General features: G+C 58.0%; 12 protein-coding genes. 8 read left to right on the top strand and 4 right to left on the bottom strand.

Annotation, left to right across the window (positions count from 1 at the left end):
• Positions 1–35 precede the first annotated feature (35 nt).
• Positions 36–542 carry a tRNA adenosine(34) deaminase TadA gene (gene tadA / locus VPX56_RS16535; RefSeq protein ID WP_326467726.1) on the top strand — a complete coding sequence of 169 codons (507 nt, stop codon included), beginning with the start codon at positions 36–38 and terminating at the stop codon, positions 540–542.
• On the opposite strand, the gene mltF is transcribed toward tadA, so the two are convergent.
• Positions 430–1,980, bottom strand: a complete 1,551-nt coding sequence (gene mltF, locus VPX56_RS16530; RefSeq protein WP_131635865.1) for a membrane-bound lytic murein transglycosylase MltF — start codon at positions 1,978–1,980, stop codon at positions 430–432. The genes tadA and mltF overlap by 113 nt on opposite strands.
• Before the next feature lie 267 nt (positions 1,981–2,247).
• On the opposite strand from mltF, the gene purL reads away from it, so the two are divergent.
• The 5 genes from purL to glnB all read left to right on the top strand — a co-directional run bounded on the left by purL (position 2,248) and on the right by glnB (position 10,564).
• Complete coding sequence (gene purL / locus VPX56_RS16525; RefSeq protein ID WP_326467723.1) at positions 2,248–6,135, top strand: phosphoribosylformylglycinamidine synthase; 3,888 nt, start codon at positions 2,248–2,250, stop codon at positions 6,133–6,135.
• Positions 6,136–6,668: 533 nt separating this feature from the next.
• The gene (gene qseE / locus VPX56_RS16520) at positions 6,669–8,102 is read left to right on the top strand and encodes a two component system sensor histidine kinase QseE/GlrK (protein ID WP_165500743.1); all 1,434 of its coding nucleotides are present in this window, start codon (positions 6,669–6,671) and stop codon (positions 8,100–8,102) included.
• A complete protein-coding gene (gene qseG, locus VPX56_RS16515; protein WP_131635861.1) occupies positions 8,099–8,836 on the top strand; it encodes a two-component system QseEF-associated lipoprotein QseG in 738 nt (245 codons plus the stop codon). The genes qseE and qseG overlap by 4 nt, the downstream gene beginning before the upstream one ends.
• A complete protein-coding gene (gene glrR / locus VPX56_RS16510) occupies positions 8,823–10,160 on the top strand; it encodes a two-component system response regulator GlrR (protein WP_131635860.1) in 1,338 nt (445 codons plus the stop codon). The genes qseG and glrR overlap by 14 nt, the downstream gene beginning before the upstream one ends.
• 65 nt (positions 10,161–10,225) lie before the next feature.
• The gene (gene glnB, locus VPX56_RS16505; protein ID WP_003860685.1) at positions 10,226–10,564 is read left to right on the top strand and encodes a nitrogen regulatory protein P-II; all 339 of its coding nucleotides are present in this window, start codon (positions 10,226–10,228) and stop codon (positions 10,562–10,564) included.
• An 82-nt stretch (positions 10,565–10,646) separates the two neighbouring features.
• Here glnB and hmpA read toward each other — a convergent pair whose 3' ends face one another.
• Positions 10,647–11,837, bottom strand: a complete 1,191-nt coding sequence (gene hmpA / locus VPX56_RS16500) for an NO-inducible flavohemoprotein (RefSeq protein ID WP_326467715.1) — start codon at positions 11,835–11,837, stop codon at positions 10,647–10,649.
• Positions 11,838–12,140: 303 nt separating this feature from the next.
• Here hmpA and glyA point away from each other — a divergent pair, with 303 nt between their 5' ends.
• Positions 12,141–13,394: a serine hydroxymethyltransferase gene (glyA, locus tag VPX56_RS16495; protein ID WP_131635858.1), complete on the top strand. Its 1,254-nt coding sequence runs from the start codon at positions 12,141–12,143 to the stop codon at positions 13,392–13,394.
• Positions 13,395–13,448: 54 nt separating this feature from the next.
• On the opposite strand, the gene VPX56_RS16490 is transcribed toward glyA, so the two are convergent.
• Complete coding sequence (locus VPX56_RS16490) at positions 13,449–13,871, bottom strand: DoxX family protein (RefSeq protein ID WP_131635857.1); 423 nt, start codon at positions 13,869–13,871, stop codon at positions 13,449–13,451.
• 172 nt (positions 13,872–14,043) lie between these two features.
• Between VPX56_RS16490 and VPX56_RS16485 the strand changes: the two genes are divergently transcribed.
• Positions 14,044–15,183, top strand: a complete 1,140-nt coding sequence (locus VPX56_RS16485) for a 3-phenylpropionate MFS transporter (protein ID WP_326467710.1) — start codon at positions 14,044–14,046, stop codon at positions 15,181–15,183.
• Here the strand turns inward: VPX56_RS16485 and csiE are convergent, their stop codons facing one another.
• Positions 15,184–16,461: a stationary phase inducible protein CsiE gene (gene csiE / locus VPX56_RS16480; protein ID WP_131635855.1), complete on the bottom strand. Its 1,278-nt coding sequence runs from the start codon at positions 16,459–16,461 to the stop codon at positions 15,184–15,186.
• Positions 16,462–16,555: the final 94 nt, after the last annotated feature.

Genomic DNA, 16,555 nt, shown 5'->3' with positions numbered 1-16,555 from the left:
TATAATGCCGCCCGCTTTCGACTGGAGTATCAGCCTTGTCCAACCGTGAACACACTCATGAATACTGGATGCGCCATGCGCTCACGCTGGCTCAACGCGCCTGGGAAGAGGGGGAAGTGCCCGTCGGGGCCGTACTGGTTCACAACGACCAGGTCATTGGAGAAGGGTGGAACCGTCCGATTGGCCGTCACGATCCTACCGCGCACGCCGAAATCATGGCGCTGCGTCAGGGCGGGCTGGTGCTGCAAAACTACCGTCTGCTTGATACCACGCTGTACGTGACGCTGGAACCCTGCGTGATGTGCTCCGGGGCGATGGTGCATAGCCGAATCGGGACGCTGGTGTTTGGCGCACGGGATGAAAAAACCGGGGCTGCAGGGTCGCTAATGGACGTGCTTGGGCACCCGGGAATGAATCACCAGGTGCAGACTATCGGTGGGGTACTTGCACCAGAGTGTTCGGGTCTGCTGAGTGACTTCTTTCGAATGCGCCGGCAGCAGAAAAAGCAACAAAAGGCAGAATTGAAGCAGCCGGGCGATTAAGTTCGTCCGGAGCAACCACCGGATAGCTTTGGGCCAACTGTTGCGCCTCTGCCGCCTCCTTTTCTTTCTCACGCAGATAGCCCACCAGGCTAATCTGGTATTTACGAATATTCTCTACGTAGGCGTACGCCTCATGCCCGCGCGCATAGCCGTAGGTGAGCTTGTTGTACCACGGCTTCTGGCTCAGCAGCGGCAGGCGCTGTTTGACATCAGACCAGCTGTCCGGGTTGCCTTTGGTTTTTGCCGTCAGCGCCCGGGCATCCAGCATATGCGCATACCCCATGTTGTAGGCCGCCAGCGCGAACCAAATCCGCTCTTCTTCCGGAACCGTCTCCGGCACTTTCGCCATCATATCCTGTAAATACTGCGCGCCGCCGCTGATGCTCTGCTCCGCATCGGTACGGTCGTTAACGCCCAGGCTCAGCGCGGTATTCTTGGTCAACATCATCAGCCCACGTACGCCCGTAGGGGAGGTGGCCTGAGCATCCCAGTGAGATTCCTGATACGAGATGGCCGCCAGCAGCTTCCAGTCAATCTCCTGGGCATACTTCTCGAATAGCGGCTGCAGGTCCGGCAGCACGCTATCCACGGCGCGCAGGAAGGTGCGGGTATCGACGTAGTCGAAATCATCCCCGTGTCCGAGGTATTTCTCTTCCAGGCGTGCCAGCGTGCCGTCTTCATTGATGGTGTTATAGAAGTCGAGCATGGCCGCAGAGAGGGTCTGATCGCTGTCCAGCTGGGTAAACCAGGTGACCGGCTGTTCGTCCGTCACGTCCAGCGCCACGGCGATTTCCGGGTGTACGCGCTGGAACAGGCTGATCGCCACCGAATCGGCAATGGTGTAGGGCAGCTTCTTGTCCTTTACCTGATCCAGCAGTTCGGTGGTGCCGAGTTTGGGATCGACCGTCCAGCCCAGGTCAGGATACTTTTTCTCTTTAAGGGCGCGCAGGTCGTCAATCACAACGTGGCCGGGGGCAATCGTCAGCTGTTGCTCATTGATGGTGGCCAGCGTGCGGGGGCGCAGGCTGCCGACGCGGTACACCAGCTGCTGCGATACGGAGTAGTAGGTCGGGCCGGGCTGATAGTTCTTGCTGCGTTCGGTGTTGTACACCAGCCCGGCTGCCAGAATGTCCGCCTCATCGTTATCCAGGTCATCGAAGAGCTGGTTAATGTTCTGACGCACGGTGACTTTCAGCTTCACGCCCAGGTAATCAGCAAACTGTTGGGCCAGCTCATAATCCAGACCAATGGTTTTGCCGTTGATGTCGCTGTAGATCAGCGGAGAGGAAAGAGTACTGACGCGCAGCTCCCCCCGCTCCTGAATGGCGGCGATACGGTTTTCGGCCTTGCCGAACCAGGGGATAGAAGGCCAGAGGGCCACTGCCAGCAGCAACGTCACAATGCCGATGAGCAGATAATTAATCTTTAATTTTTTCAATTAGTTAATTCTCTGCGACGCCGGTTGCCTCAGTATGCTGTAGCCATGTTAAGAATAAGGTTTGCCATTGATTGAGCGGCATTTTGCGCAAACTTGCGGCAGTTGGCAACCAATTAGAGAGACAGGTCACATCTATTGTTAAACGTCTTTGCAAATTTTATTTCGACGCAAACGGTTTCGTCAACGCGCAGGATTCTCTATAATGACGCCCGTTTTCCCCCCTTGCGCACACTGTAAGCGCCCCGGCGCTTCGAAGACGAGAGACTTATGATGGAAATTCTGCGTGGTTCGCCTGCACTGTCTGCCTTCCGTATCAACAAACTGCTGGCACGTTTTCAGGCAGCCGACCTTCCGGTAAGCAATATTTACGCTGAGTATGTCCATTTTGCTGACCTGAATGCCCCCCTGAATGCAGAGGAGCGCGAACAGCTGGAACGCCTGCTCAAGTACGGCCCAAGCCTGAGCAGCCACACGCCAACCGGCAAGCTGATCCTGGCGACGCCGCGTCCGGGCACCATCTCCCCCTGGTCTTCCAAAGCCACCGACATCGCCCACAACTGTGGCCTGAACCAGATTAACCGTCTGGAACGCGGCGTGGCGTACTACGTGGAAGCCTCTACCCTGAGTGAAGCGCAGTGGCAGGCGGTTGCGGCTGAACTGCACGATCGCATGATGGAGAGCGTGTTTGCCTCGCTGGACGACGCGCAGCAGCTCTTCTCGCACCATCAGCCTGCGCCGGTACAGAGCGTGGACCTGCTGGGGCAGGGCCGTCAGGCGCTGATTGACGCCAACCTGCGTCTCGGCCTGGCGCTGGCAGAAGATGAAATCGACTACCTGCAGGATGCGTTTGTTAAGCTCAACCGTAACCCGAACGACATCGAACTCTACATGTTCGCGCAGGCTAACTCTGAGCACTGCCGCCACAAGATTTTCAACGCCGACTGGATTATTGACGGCGAACAGCAGCCGAAGTCGCTGTTCAAAATGATCAAAAACACCATGGAACAAACCCCTGACCACGTGCTGTCTGCCTATAAAGACAACGCCGCGGTAATGGAAGGTTCCGAGGTGGGCCGCTTCTTCGCCGATCGCGAAGCAGGGCGCTATGACTTCCATCAGGAGCCTGCGCATATCCTGATGAAGGTGGAAACCCACAACCACCCGACGGCGATCTCTCCGTGGCCGGGTGCGGCGACCGGCTCCGGCGGTGAAATCCGTGACGAAGGTGCGACCGGTCGCGGCGCTAAACCTAAAGCGGGTCTGGTCGGTTTCTCCGTTTCCAACCTGCGCATCCCGGGCTTTGAACAGCCGTGGGAAGAAGACTTCGGCAAGCCAGAACGCATTGTGACCGCGCTGGATATCATGACCGACGGGCCTTTGGGCGGCGCGGCATTTAACAACGAATTTGGTCGTCCGGCGCTGAACGGTTACTTCCGTACCTACGAAGAGAAAGTGGACAGCCACAACGGCGAAGAGCTGCGCGGCTACCACAAGCCGATCATGCTGGCGGGCGGGATCGGCAACATCCGCGCCGATCACGTGCAGAAAGGCGAGATCGTCGTCGGCGCGAAGCTGATCGTGCTCGGCGGCCCGGCGATGAACATCGGCCTGGGCGGCGGGGCGGCATCTTCAATGGCCTCCGGCCAGTCTGATGCCGATCTCGACTTCGCCTCCGTACAGCGCGACAACCCGGAGATGGAGCGTCGCTGCCAGGAAGTGATCGACCGCTGCTGGCAGCTGGGCGATGCCAACCCGATTCTGTTCATCCACGACGTGGGCGCGGGCGGTCTGTCCAACGCCATGCCGGAGCTGGTGAGCGACGGCGGACGCGGCGGTCGCTTCAACCTGCGCGACATCCTGAACGATGAGCCGGGCATGAGCCCGCTGGAAATCTGGTGTAACGAATCCCAGGAACGCTACGTGCTGGCGGTTGCAGCCGATCAGCTGCCGCTGTTTGACGAGCTGTGCCGCCGCGAGCGCGCGCCGTATGCCGTCATCGGTGAAGCGACCGAAGAGCAGCACCTCTCCCTAAGCGACACCCATTTCGACAACCAGCCTATCGACCTGCCGCTGGACGTCCTGCTCGGCAAAACGCCGAAGATGACCCGCGACGTTACAACCCGCAAAGCGGCGGGCAAAGCGCTGGATCGCCAGGGCATTACCGTGGCAGAGGCGGTTAATCGCGTGCTGCACCTGCCTGCCGTGGCAGAGAAAACCTTCCTGGTGACCATCGGCGACCGTACCGTGACCGGTATGGTATCGCGCGATCAGATGGTCGGCCCGTGGCAGATCCCGGTGGCGAACTGCGCCGTGACTACCGCGAGCCTCGACAGCTACTACGGCGAAGCGATGGCCCTGGGCGAACGTACCCCGGTGGCGCTGCTGGACTTCGCGGCTTCCGCCCGTCTTGCGGTCGGTGAAGCGCTGACCAACATCGCCGCGACGCAGATTGGCGACATCAAACGCATCAAGCTCTCCGCAAACTGGATGGCCGCAGCCGGTCATCCTGGCGAAGATGCTGGCCTGTATGAAGCCGTGAAGGCGGTAGGCGAGGAGCTGTGTCCAGCCCTCGGCCTGACCATTCCGGTGGGTAAAGACTCCATGTCGATGAAAACCCGCTGGCAGGAAGGCAGCGAGCAGCGCGAGATGACCTCTCCGCTGTCGCTGGTGATCACCGCGTTTGCCCGCGTGGAAGACGTGCGTCATACCATCACGCCGCAGCTTGCGACCGTTGACAACGCCCTGCTGCTGATTGATCTCGGCAAAGGCCACAACGCGCTGGGTGCCACCGCGCTGGCGCAGGTGTACCGTCAGCTCGGCGACAAGCCGGCCGACGTACGCGACGTGGCCCAGCTGAAAGGCTTCTACGACGCGATTCAGGCGCTGGTGGCGCAGCGTAAGCTGCTGGCCTACCACGACCGTTCCGACGGCGGCCTGCTGGTGACGCTGGCAGAGATGGCCTTCACCGGCCACTGTGGCGTGGAAGCGAACATTGCCACGCTTGGCGAAGACCGTCTGGCGGCGCTGTTCAATGAAGAGCTGGGCGCCGTGATTCAGGTGCGTGCGGCGGATCGCGACGCGGTTGAAGCGATTCTTGCGAAGCACGGTCTGGCAGACTGCGTGCACTATCTGGGTAAAGCCGTTCAGGGCGATCGCTTCGTCATTGAAGCAGACGGTCACGCCGTGTTCAGCGAAAGCCGCACCACGCTGCGCATGTGGTGGGCGGAAACCACCTGGCAGATGCAGCGCCTGCGTGATAACCCGGAATGCGCCGATCAGGAGCATAACGCGAAAGCGAATGACCAGGATCCAGGCCTGAACGTGAAGCTCGCCTTCGACATCAACGAAGACATTGCTGCGCCTTATATTGCGACCGGCGCGCGTCCGAAAGTGGCGGTGCTGCGCGAGCAGGGCGTTAACTCCCACGTTGAGATGGCGGCTGCCTTCCACCGTGCGGGCTTTGACGCTATCGACGTCCACATGAGCGACCTGCTGGCGGGCCGTACCGGTCTGGAAGATTTCCAGGCGCTGGTGGCGTGCGGCGGCTTCTCCTACGGCGACGTGCTGGGCGCGGGCGAGGGCTGGGCGAAGTCCATCCTGTTCAACAGCCGCGTGCGCGACGAATTCGAAACCTTCTTCCACCGTCCGCAGACGCTGGCGCTGGGCGTGTGTAACGGCTGCCAGATGATGTCTAACCTGCGCGAGCTGATCCCGGGCAGCGAAGCCTGGCCGCGCTTCGTGCGCAACCAGTCCGACCGCTTCGAAGCGCGCTTTAGCCTGGTAGAAGTGACCCAAAGCCCGTCTCTGCTGCTGCAGGGGATGGTCGGTTCACAGATGCCAATCGCCGTTTCCCACGGTGAAGGTCAGGTAGAAGTGCGGGATGCGGCGCATCTGGCTCAGCTTGAAAGCAAAGGCCTGGTGGCGCTGCGCTTCGTGGATAACTTTGGCAAGGTGACAGAAACCTACCCGGCTAACCCGAACGGTTCAGCGAACGGCATTACTGCGGTGACCAGCGAAAGCGGTCGTGCGACCATCATGATGCCGCACCCGGAACGCGTGTTCCGCACCGTAAGCAACTCCTGGCATCCGGAAAACTGGGGCGAGGACAGCCCGTGGATGCGTATCTTCCGCAACGCGCGTAAACAGCTGGGTTAAGATGTAAAGCAGGTACTTTGTAGGCCCGGTGAGCGTGAGCGCCACCGGGCTTTTTTATGCCTGTCGCAAAATCGCGACAATCCTCTGGTATAGGTGTCGCCAAAAGGAGACATTTAACTCCTTGATTTATATATAACAGGAAAGGTTCCCGTTAAGGTGTTGCTTAATAGCGACACTTAGCCTGGAAATCATTCTGCAGACAATTAACAGATATCCACTCAAAACGCCTATATTTCAATGTGTTAATATTTTGTTTTGCATTCTGGCACGGCTGTTGCATAATATTAACCAGTGGCTCATTCACCTTCTTATGTCAGCCCCTTCGGGACGTGCTACATAAACTTCGAATGACGCACAAAAAGGTGCCTGCCGTCCAACTACTGATCATAGCGTTGCTTTATCAGGCCAGGGCGAAACGTCGAGTTAGGCACCGCCTCATTCCTCAACAAAGCCGGGTTTTTACCCGGCTTTGTTGTATCTGACGGGCAGACTCAGTTACGCTCTCCTCAAACCCACAGTAAGAGAGTCATGTCTTGAAACGCTGGCCCGTTTTCCCTCGCTCCCTGCGACAGCTCGTTATGATGGCATTTCTGCTGATACTGCTGCCTTTGCTGGTTCTGGCATGGCAGGCATGGCAGAGCCTGAATGCCCTGAGCGCGCAGGCTGCCTTGACGAACCGCACGACGCTGATTGATGCCAGACGCAGTGAGGCCATGACCAACGCCGCGCTGGAGATGGAGAGAAGCTATCGCCAGTATTGCGTGCTGGACGATCGCACCCTGGAAAAGGTCTATCAAAGCCAGCGCAAACGCTACAGCGAGATGCTGGACGCCCACGCGGGCGTACTGCCGGATGACAAACTCTATCAGGCGTTACGTCAGGATCTAAACAGCCTGGCGCAGCTGCAGTGTAAAAACAGCGGGCCAGATGCCGATGCCGCAGCCCGCCTCGAAGCCTTTGCCAATGCCAATACGGAAATGGTGCAGGCCACCCGCGCCGTGGTGTTTTCGCGCGGGCAGCAGCTGCAGCAGGAAATTGCCGAGCGCGGTCAATTCTTCGGCTGGCAGGCGCTGGTGCTCTTTCTTGTCAGCCTGGGGCTGGTCCTGCTGTTTACCCGTATGATCATCGGCCCGGTAAAGGGGATTCAGCGCATGATCAACCGGCTGGGCGAGGGGAAATCGCTCGGGGATACCGTCGCCTTTAAGGGGCCGCGAGAGTTACGCTCGGTGGGCCAGCGTATCATCTGGCTTTCTGAGCGTCTGGCCTGGCTGGAATCGCAGCGCCACCAGTTCCTGCGGCATATCTCCCACGAGCTTAAAACGCCGCTTGCCAGCATGCGTGAAGGCACGGAGCTGCTGGCGGACGAGGTGGCTGGGCCTCTGACCCTCGAACAGAAAGAGATTGTTGAGATTCTGGATGACAGCAGCCGTAATCTGCAAAAGCTGATCGAGCAGCTGCTGGACTATAACCGCAAGCTGGCTGATGGCGCGGTGGTGCTGGAAAAGGTCGAGATTGAACCGCTGGTGGATATGGTCATCTCCGCCCATAGCCTGCCAGCAAGAGCTAAAATGATGCATACGGACGTCAGCCTCAGTGAACCGGCCTGTCTGGCGGAGCCCATGCTGCTGATGAGCGTGCTGGATAATCTTTATTCCAATGCGGTGCACTATGGTACTGAATCCGGTAACATTTATATCCGAAGCTATACGAATGGTTCACGGGTGTTTATTGAAGTCGCCAATACTGGCACCCCGATCCCGGATGATGAAAGCGCGATGATTTTTGAACCCTTCTTCCAGGGGAGTCATCAGCGGAAAGGTGCGGTTAAAGGAAGTGGCCTGGGATTGAGCATTGCCCGGGACTGTATACGACGAATGCAGGGTGAATTAAACATTGCCACGGACGAACGTTCAGATGTTTGCTTCCGTATCGAACTGCCCCTTGAGCCGGAAAAATCAATAAAATGAATCAATGTCTGGTGAGTATGTCACACGTCTTTTTTCGCGCCATACGCGCGGTGTTTTCCAGCAAAACGTTACGCCTGAGCCTGCCGGGTCTACTTCTGGTGGGATGTGTTTCCCATCCGCCGCAGAGTGCAATTAGCGATAAACAAGAAGATAAATGGCCAGAGCATCAGCTGGCTGATTTCCTTTCAACGCGGTGTGAAAACATCTGGCTCCTGTCGGGCCATGATGTCGAATCAAATCCGCTGTTCTGGCTGCGTGGCATCGACTGCGCCCAGCGTCTGGCGCCGGTTGAAGCCCGCGCGCAGGCGGCCTTGCTCGACAATAGTACCTGGCAGGATGCGTTTAAGCGTGGGATCGTGCTGGCGGATGCCAAAATCACCCCGGTTGAACGTCGCGCCAATCTCAACCGGCTCGATACCTTTGTCATGAACATTCCGGCACAGGTGCGCCCGGTTTATCAGCTCTGGCGCGACGGTCAGACGCTGCAGCTGCAGCTGTCGGAAGAGCGTTCCCGCTACAGCAAACTGCAGCAGTCGACGGACGGCGAGCTGGATACGCTTCGCCAGCAGCAGGAGTCTCTGCGAACCCAGCTTGATACCACCACGCGCAAGCTTGAGAACCTGACCGATATTGAAAGGCAGCTCTCATCGCGTAAATATCAGCCCGGAAGTGCCTCCGCGACGCCGGACAGCGATACGCCGAAACAAGAGGATGTGAAGCATGACGAGCCGTAAACCTGCTCATCTCTTACTGGTCGATGACGATCCCGGGCTGTTAAAGCTCCTGGGAATGCGCCTGGTCAGCGAAGGCTACAGCGTCGTGACCGCAGAAAGCGGGCAGGAAGGGCTGAAGGTGCTCAGCCGCGAGAAGATCGATCTGGTGATCAGCGACCTGCGGATGGACGAGATGGACGGCCTGCAGCTGTTTGCAGAGATCCAGAAGCAGCAGCCGGGTATGCCGGTTATCATTTTAACCGCCCACGGCTCGATCCCGGATGCGGTCGCCGCGACGCAGCAGGGGGTGTTCAGCTTCCTGACCAAGCCGGTCGATAAAGACGCGCTGTATAAGGCTATCGACAGCGCCCTTGAGCATGCCGCCCCTTCAGGCGATGAAGCGTGGCGCGAGTCGATTGTCACGCGCAGCCCCATCATGCTGCGTCTGCTTGAGCAGGCGCGAATGGTGGCGCAGTCGGACGTCAGCGTGCTGATTAACGGCCAGAGCGGGACCGGGAAAGAGATCCTCGCGCAGGCGATCCACAACGCCAGCCCGCGTGCCAAAAACGCCTTTATCGCCATCAACTGCGGCGCGCTGCCGGAACAGCTGCTTGAATCCGAACTCTTTGGTCACGCGCGCGGTGCCTTTACCGGGGCGGTAAGCAGCCGGGAAGGGCTGTTCCAGGCGGCGGAAGGGGGCACGCTGTTCCTCGACGAGATTGGCGATATGCCGGCACCGCTGCAGGTTAAGCTGCTGCGCGTGCTGCAGGAGCGCAAGGTCAGACCGCTCGGCAGCAACCGCGATATCGACATCAACGTGCGTATTATCTCCGCCACCCACCGCGATCTGCCCAAGGTGATGGCGCGCAACGAGTTCCGCGAAGATCTCTACTACCGCCTGAACGTGGTGAACCTGAAGATCCCTGCGCTCGCCGAGCGTGCGGAAGATATCCCCCTGCTGGCGAACCATCTTTTGCGCCAGTCCGCCGATCGCCATAAGCCCTTCGTGCGCGCGTTTTCCACCGACGCCATGAAGCGCCTGATGACCGCAGGCTGGCCGGGCAACGTGCGCCAGCTGGTTAACGTGATTGAGCAGTGCGTGGCACTAACGTCGTCGCCGGTGATCAGCGACGCGCTGGTGGAGCAGGCGCTGGAAGGGGAAAATACGGCCCTGCCGACCTTTGCCGAAGCGCGGAATCAGTTTGAGCTGAACTATCTGCGCAAGCTATTGCAGATCACCAAAGGCAACGTGACCCACGCGGCGCGGATGGCCGGGCGCAACCGTACCGAGTTCTATAAGCTGCTCTCACGCCACGAGCTGGAAGCAAACGATTTTAAAGAGTAGTGCCGTATGGTACTGTGAGCAATCGATTACGAGGCAGCTTACAGGCAAGAGTTTAAGGACCCACCATGAAAAAGATTGATGCGATTATTAAACCTTTCAAACTGGATGATGTACGTGAAGCGCTGGCGGAAGTCGGCATCACCGGGATGACCGTGACGGAAGTGAAAGGTTTTGGTCGTCAGAAGGGCCACACCGAGCTTTATCGTGGCGCAGAGTACATGGTCGACTTTCTGCCGAAAGTGAAAATTGAGATTGTGGTCAGCGACGATATCGTCGATACCTGCGTGGATACCATTATCCGCACGGCGCAGACGGGCAAAATTGGCGACGGCAAAATCTTCGTCTTTGACGTGGCGCGCGTGATCCGCATCCGTACCGGTGAAGAAGACGACGCGGCAATTTAAGATTGCCAACGATTTTGTAGGCCGGGTAAGGCGCAGCCGCCACCCGGTGAAAAAAAGCCCCTCGAACGAGGGGCTTTTTGCGTTACAGCACCTTATGCGGCCCGAAGCACTCGTAATGAATGCTGTCTTTTTTTACGCCCAGCTCAACGAGCTGCTTCGCGGCATACTGCATAAACGCCACCGGCCCACAGACGTAGAACTGCATATCCGGCGCGCTGAACGTCCCTTCCATCTGGCTTAAATTCATCAGACCTTCGCTGTCGAAGCGAGCGGCCTGGCGATCTGCGTCCGTCGGCAGGCGATACCAGATGTGCGCGGTGAAGTGTGGCAGATCCGCCGCCAGGGCGTTCACCTCATTCGCAAAGGCGTGCACGTCGCCGTTCTCCGCGGCGTGGAACCAGTTGACCTGCGCACCGTGGCTGGATTTTGCCAGCGTATCCAGCATTGCCAGCATCGGCGTTTGACCCACGCCCGCAGAGATCAGCGTCACCGGCGTAGTGGCTTCAACGGCCATAAAGAAATCGCCCGCCGGCGCGGCCAGATGGACCACGTCGCCCACGTTAGCTTCGTTGTGGAGCCAGTTGGAGACCTGACCGCCGTCCTCACGTTTCACCGCAATGCGGTAGCCTTTGCCGTTTGGCTTGCGGGTAAGAGAATACTGGCGGATCTCCTGATGCGGGAATCCTTCAGGCTTCAGCCACACGCCCAGATACTGGCCCGGCTGGTAGTCAGCCACCGGCTGGCCATCAACCGGCTCGAATTCAAAACTGGTGATCAAGGCGCTACGCGGGGTTTTTTCAACGATACGGAAGGCGCGGGTGCCTTCCCAGCCGCCGTTTTTAGCCGCGTTTTCGCTGTAGATCTGCGCTTCGCGGTTGATAAACACGTTTGCCAGCACGCCGTAGGCTTTGCCCCAGGCGTCCAGCACCTCCTGGCCCGGGCTGAACATCTCGTCCAGCGTGGCCAGAAGGTGGCCGCCAACGATGTTGTACTGCTCGGGTTTGATCTGGAAGCTGGTATGTTTCTGCGCAATTTTCTCTACCGCAGGCAGCAGCGCCGCCAGATTTTCAATATTGCTGGCGTAGGCGGCGATGGCGTTAAACAGCGCTTCACGCTGGTCGCCGTTGCGCTGGTTGCTCATGTTGAAAATCTCTTTCAACTCCGGGTTGTGAGCGAACATGCGATCGTAAAAATGGGCGGTCAGCTTAGGGCCGGTTTCGACAAGCAGGGGAATAGTAGCCTTAACGGTAGCGATGGTTTGAGCGTCTAACATAGCAACTTCCTTCAAATGTTACTTTAATGATGTATTTTATATGCATCTTATAAAAATACCCCTGCAATGTAAATGGTTCTTTGCATCGTGAAAAATATGCATCACAAACCTGAAAAGAAATCCGTTGAAAATGACGAGGGCTTTATTGCTCAAACCCTTGCGTGGCGCATAGGAAAACGTTTGCGTAAAATCGTTTGTCAAGACCTGTTATCACAGAACGATTCAGTTATACTGTTGCCCGTCGTCCATCAGGACTGCCTTTTCAGGCCAAAATTTACTTGTTAGCTGAGTCAGGAGATGCGGATGTTAAAGCGTGAAATGAACATTGCCGATTATGATGCCGAACTGTGGCAGGCTATGGAGCAGGAAAAAGTACGTCAGGAAGAGCACATCGAACTGATCGCCTCCGAAAACTACACCAGCCCGCGCGTTATGCAGGCGCAGGGTTCTCAGCTGACCAACAAATACGCTGAAGGTTATCCGGGCAAGCGCTACTACGGCGGTTGCGAATACGTTGATATCGTTGAGCAGCTGGCTATCGACCGTGCCAAAGAGCTGTTTGGCGCTGACTACGCGAACGTACAGCCGCACTCCGGCTCCCAGGCTAACTTCGCCGTTTACACCGCGCTGCTGCAGCCGGGCGACACCGTTCTGGGTATGAACCTGGCGCAGGGCGGCCACCTGACTCACGGCTCCCCGGTTAACTTCTCCGGCAAGCTGTACAACATCATTCCTTACGGTATCGATGAGTCCGGCAAAATTGACTACGAAGACATGGCTAAGCAGGCCAAAGAGCACAAGCCGAAGATGATCATCGGCGGCTTCTCCGCATACTCCGGCGTAGTTGACTGGGCAAAAATGCGTGAAATCGCAGACAGCATCGGCGCTTACCTGTTCGTTGATATGGCGCACGTTGCGGGCCTGATTGCCGCTGGCGTTTATCCGAACCCGGTTCCACACGCTCACGTTGTGACCACCACCACCCACAAAACCCTTGCTGGTCCACGCGGTGGCCTGATCCTGGCGAAGGGCGGCGACGAAGATCTGTACAAGAAACTGAACTCTGCCGTGTTCCCAAGCGCGCAGGGCGGCCCGCTGATGCACGTGATCGCGGCGAAAGCCGTGGCGCTGAAAGAAGCGATGGAGCCTGAGTTCAAGGTATATCAGCAGCAGGTTGCCAAGAACGCCAAAGCGATGGTGGAAGTGTTCCTGAACCGTGGCTACAAAGTGGTATCCGGCGGTACTGAAAACCACCTGTTCCTGCTGGATCTGGTTGATAAGAACCTGACCGGTAAAGAAGCTGACGCTGCCCTGGGCCGCGCCAACATCACCGTGAACAAAAACAGCGTGCCTAACGATCCGAAGAGCCCGTTCGTGACCTCCGGTATCCGTATCGGTTCTCCGGCCGTAACGCGCCGCGGCTTCAAGGAAGCGGAAGTGAAAGAGCTGGCGGGCTGGATGTGTGACGTTCTGGACAACATCAATGACGACGCGGTTATCGAGCGCGTTAAAGGTAAAGTTCTGGATATCTGCGCACGCTTCCCGGTATACGCATAATCCTTCTGCCCTGCAGAAATAAAAAAGGCCGCGCTTGCGGCCTTTTTTTATGCGTTAACGCCGGTCCAGGGATATGGCACCCGGGCCGGTAATCGCCAGCAAAATAAACGCGCCGGCAATACTGACGTTCTTATAGAAGTTAATCATGTTCGGCACAACCGCATCACCGGTCATATCCCAGTAATGGTGGCCTATTACCGCCGTTCCCAGCGTGTAAAAGACAAAGAGCACGGCGAGGGGGCGGGTGAAAAAGCCCAGCACGATCAGGATGGCTGCGGGGACCTCCATCACCACCGCAATAATGGCCGCCAGCATCGGCATGGGCGCACCGAGCGACGTCATATACTGAACGGTGCCGCTAAACCCCGTCAGCTTGGGGTAGCCAAAAATAATAAACAGAGCAACGATGGCGATACGGGCAATCAAAAGCAGGAAGGAACGTGAGGAGCCGAAATCGAAATAACGTAAGCTGTTCATGGCAAACGACCTCTCCAGGCGATGTCTTTTAAACGTAATACAATTTTGCCGCTCTCGCCATACGCCAACCGCCTGTCCATGATGTTAATTTATCGTTAATTTATAGCGCGCTAACGACTTGCTAAAGTCAGGGATTAACGCCAGACTATCGCCTCCATTTCGGGAGGGATTCATGGTCTTGCATTCCACGCGCTGGCTGGCGCTCAGCTACTTCACCTACTTTTTTAGCTACGGTATTTTTCTGCCTTTCTGGAGCGTCTGGCTCAAGGGGATTGGCTTAACGCCCGAAACCATCGGCGTACTGCTGGGCGCGGGGCTGGTGGCGCGTTTTCTGGGCAGCCTGCTGATTGCGCCACGCGTCAGCGATCCCTCCTTACTGATAAAAGCCGTGCGCATTCTGGCGCTGCTGACGCTGGTCTTTGTCGCCTGCTTCTGGGTCAGCCAGCAGTTTGCCTGGCTGATGGTGGTGATGGTGGGCTTTAACCTGTTCTTCTCGCCGCTGGTGCCGCTGACGGATGCCCTGGCGAACACCTGGCAAAAGCAGATCACCATGGACTATGGCCGCGTGCGGCTGTGGGGATCGATTGCCTTTGTGATCGGCTCTGCGCTGGTGGGCAAGCTGGTCAGCCTCTACGACTATCGCGCCATCCTTGCCCTGCTGAGCATCGGTATTGCCTCCATGCTGCTGGGGATGCTGCTGCGCCCGTCGGTGATGCCGAAAGGGGAGAGCCGCCAGCAGGAGAGCGCGGGCTGGCCCGCCTGGCGAAGCCTGGTTGCCCAGAGCTGGCGCTTCCTGGCCTGCGTTTGCCTGCTTCAGGGGGCGCATGCGGCCTACTATGGCTTCAGCGCTATTTACTGGCAGGGGGCGGGATATTCGGCCTCCGCGGTGGGCTACCTGTGGTCGCTGGGAGTGGTTGCGGAAGTGATCATCTTCGCGCTGAGCAAGAAATTATTCCGTCGCTTCGGCGCGCGCGATCTGCTGCTGCTCTCCGCCGTCTGCGGCGTGGCGCGCTGGGCCATTATGGGCTGGACTACCGAACTGCCGTGGCTGATTGTGGCGCAAATTCTGCACTGTGGCACCTTCACCGTCTGCCACCTGGCGGCGATGCGCTACATTGCTGCCCGCGAGGGCGGGGACGTGATTCGCCTGCAGGCGGTCTATTCCGCGGTGGCGATGGGCGGCAGCATCGCGATCATGACGGTCTTTGCGGGCTTCCTGTACCAACACCTGGGCCACGGCGTGTTCTGGGTGATGGCGCTGGTTGCCCTTCCCGCGATGTTTGTGCGTCCTAAAGTCACCCCGCGCGCCTGACTAGGACTCCAGCATGGCGCGAATATGTTCCTGCTGCTGCGGATTCAACGTTTCAACGGCGTGGATCAGCGGCGGCGAGAACAGCGGCAGGGCGGTCGGGTAGGGGGTGATCACCAGCGAGGCTTCACGCGGGGCCCCCTCCTTCTGAAACGCCTGCAGCGTCAGATAGCGAATGTTGAGCGGCAGCAGCGTCAGCTCGCGCAGCTGCTGTTCAATCACTTCCTCGCAGGATTTATCCTCTCCGGTCAACAACACCACCTGCTTCTCGTGCAGGTCGGTCTCCTGCATCAGCCAGGCACCAAAAATGACCGCCACGAGCGCCATTTCTTCATCGGAGAAGCGCAGCCCAAATTCGGCTTCCAGCTCAAACAGCACCTCTTTAGTGGTGCGCAGCAGGCGCGGGTAAAGTCGATGGATCTCTTCCGGCAGGCTGTTATCGATGCCGATTTCGAAGAGCGAGCGGTCCAGCGCCTGAGCCAGATGGATGTAGAGCTGATCGGTTAGCCCTTGCTCATCGCTAAAGTTCATTCCGGTTTGCGAGCGGAATCGGGCGACCATCCGCACAATTGCCCGACGCAGGCGCTGGTCCTGCTGGTGCTTATCCATTACCGGGTCCGGCGTGCGCAGCATCATAAAGAGTAGCGCCAGGAACAGCTGTTCATCCACGTGAGCGCCCTGAGGAACGCGGCGTTTCCAGTGGCGGATAATTTCCTGAGCCGTAAAATACTCGCCCCTTGACTGGGTCCAGCTGCGCTGCGAGTGTGAAAATTGCGGCGTATTCCCCAGATGGTGCTGGATAAGGCAGTATTGCAGATAGAGCTGTAAAAACTGCACGTCGCGGCACTCAAACTGGCGCTGAAGCTTGCGCGAGCAGAAGCCGATCAGCGCCCGCAGATTCGCATCGTCATAAAGCGGTCGCGCAATGCCGTGCTGTTTAAGCGCGGTTTTCAAGGCGGGGGTAAACTGATGCGAGACAAACTGCGGGCAAAGCCGGAGCGCCCTGCGCAGCCAGTGCAGCAGGCAAAGGCGTTGATTAAGGGCAGAGCCTTCAATTCGGTAGCAGCCGTCTGCGTGCGTCACGATATCAAGCCGGTGATAGCGCTGGATTTCGTCACGCGTCTCGGCTATATCTTGCCGTGCCAGAACATCGTCAACGCCATTAGTCGCAATTATGCTTTGGGCGGTGACGGCAGCATCCGGCAGGTAAAGCATCAAAAGCACTTGGCAGCGGCGCTGCGAACTGGAAAGCACAGATGGAATTTCAAGCGTCGTCATCATCTGTCGGGTATCCAGTAAGAATGTTTGATAAGAATAGCTAAAGGATGGACGCTGAAAAGCGCACCGGCAGGCCTTTCACTCAGGATTGCTGGCG

Origin of the sequence: Enterobacter wuhouensis (genome assembly GCF_035835995.1) — a bacterium.
GTDB lineage: Bacteria > Pseudomonadota > Gammaproteobacteria > Enterobacterales > Enterobacteriaceae > Enterobacter > Enterobacter wuhouensis.
This window is presented reverse-complemented; position numbering and strand designations above follow the sequence as displayed.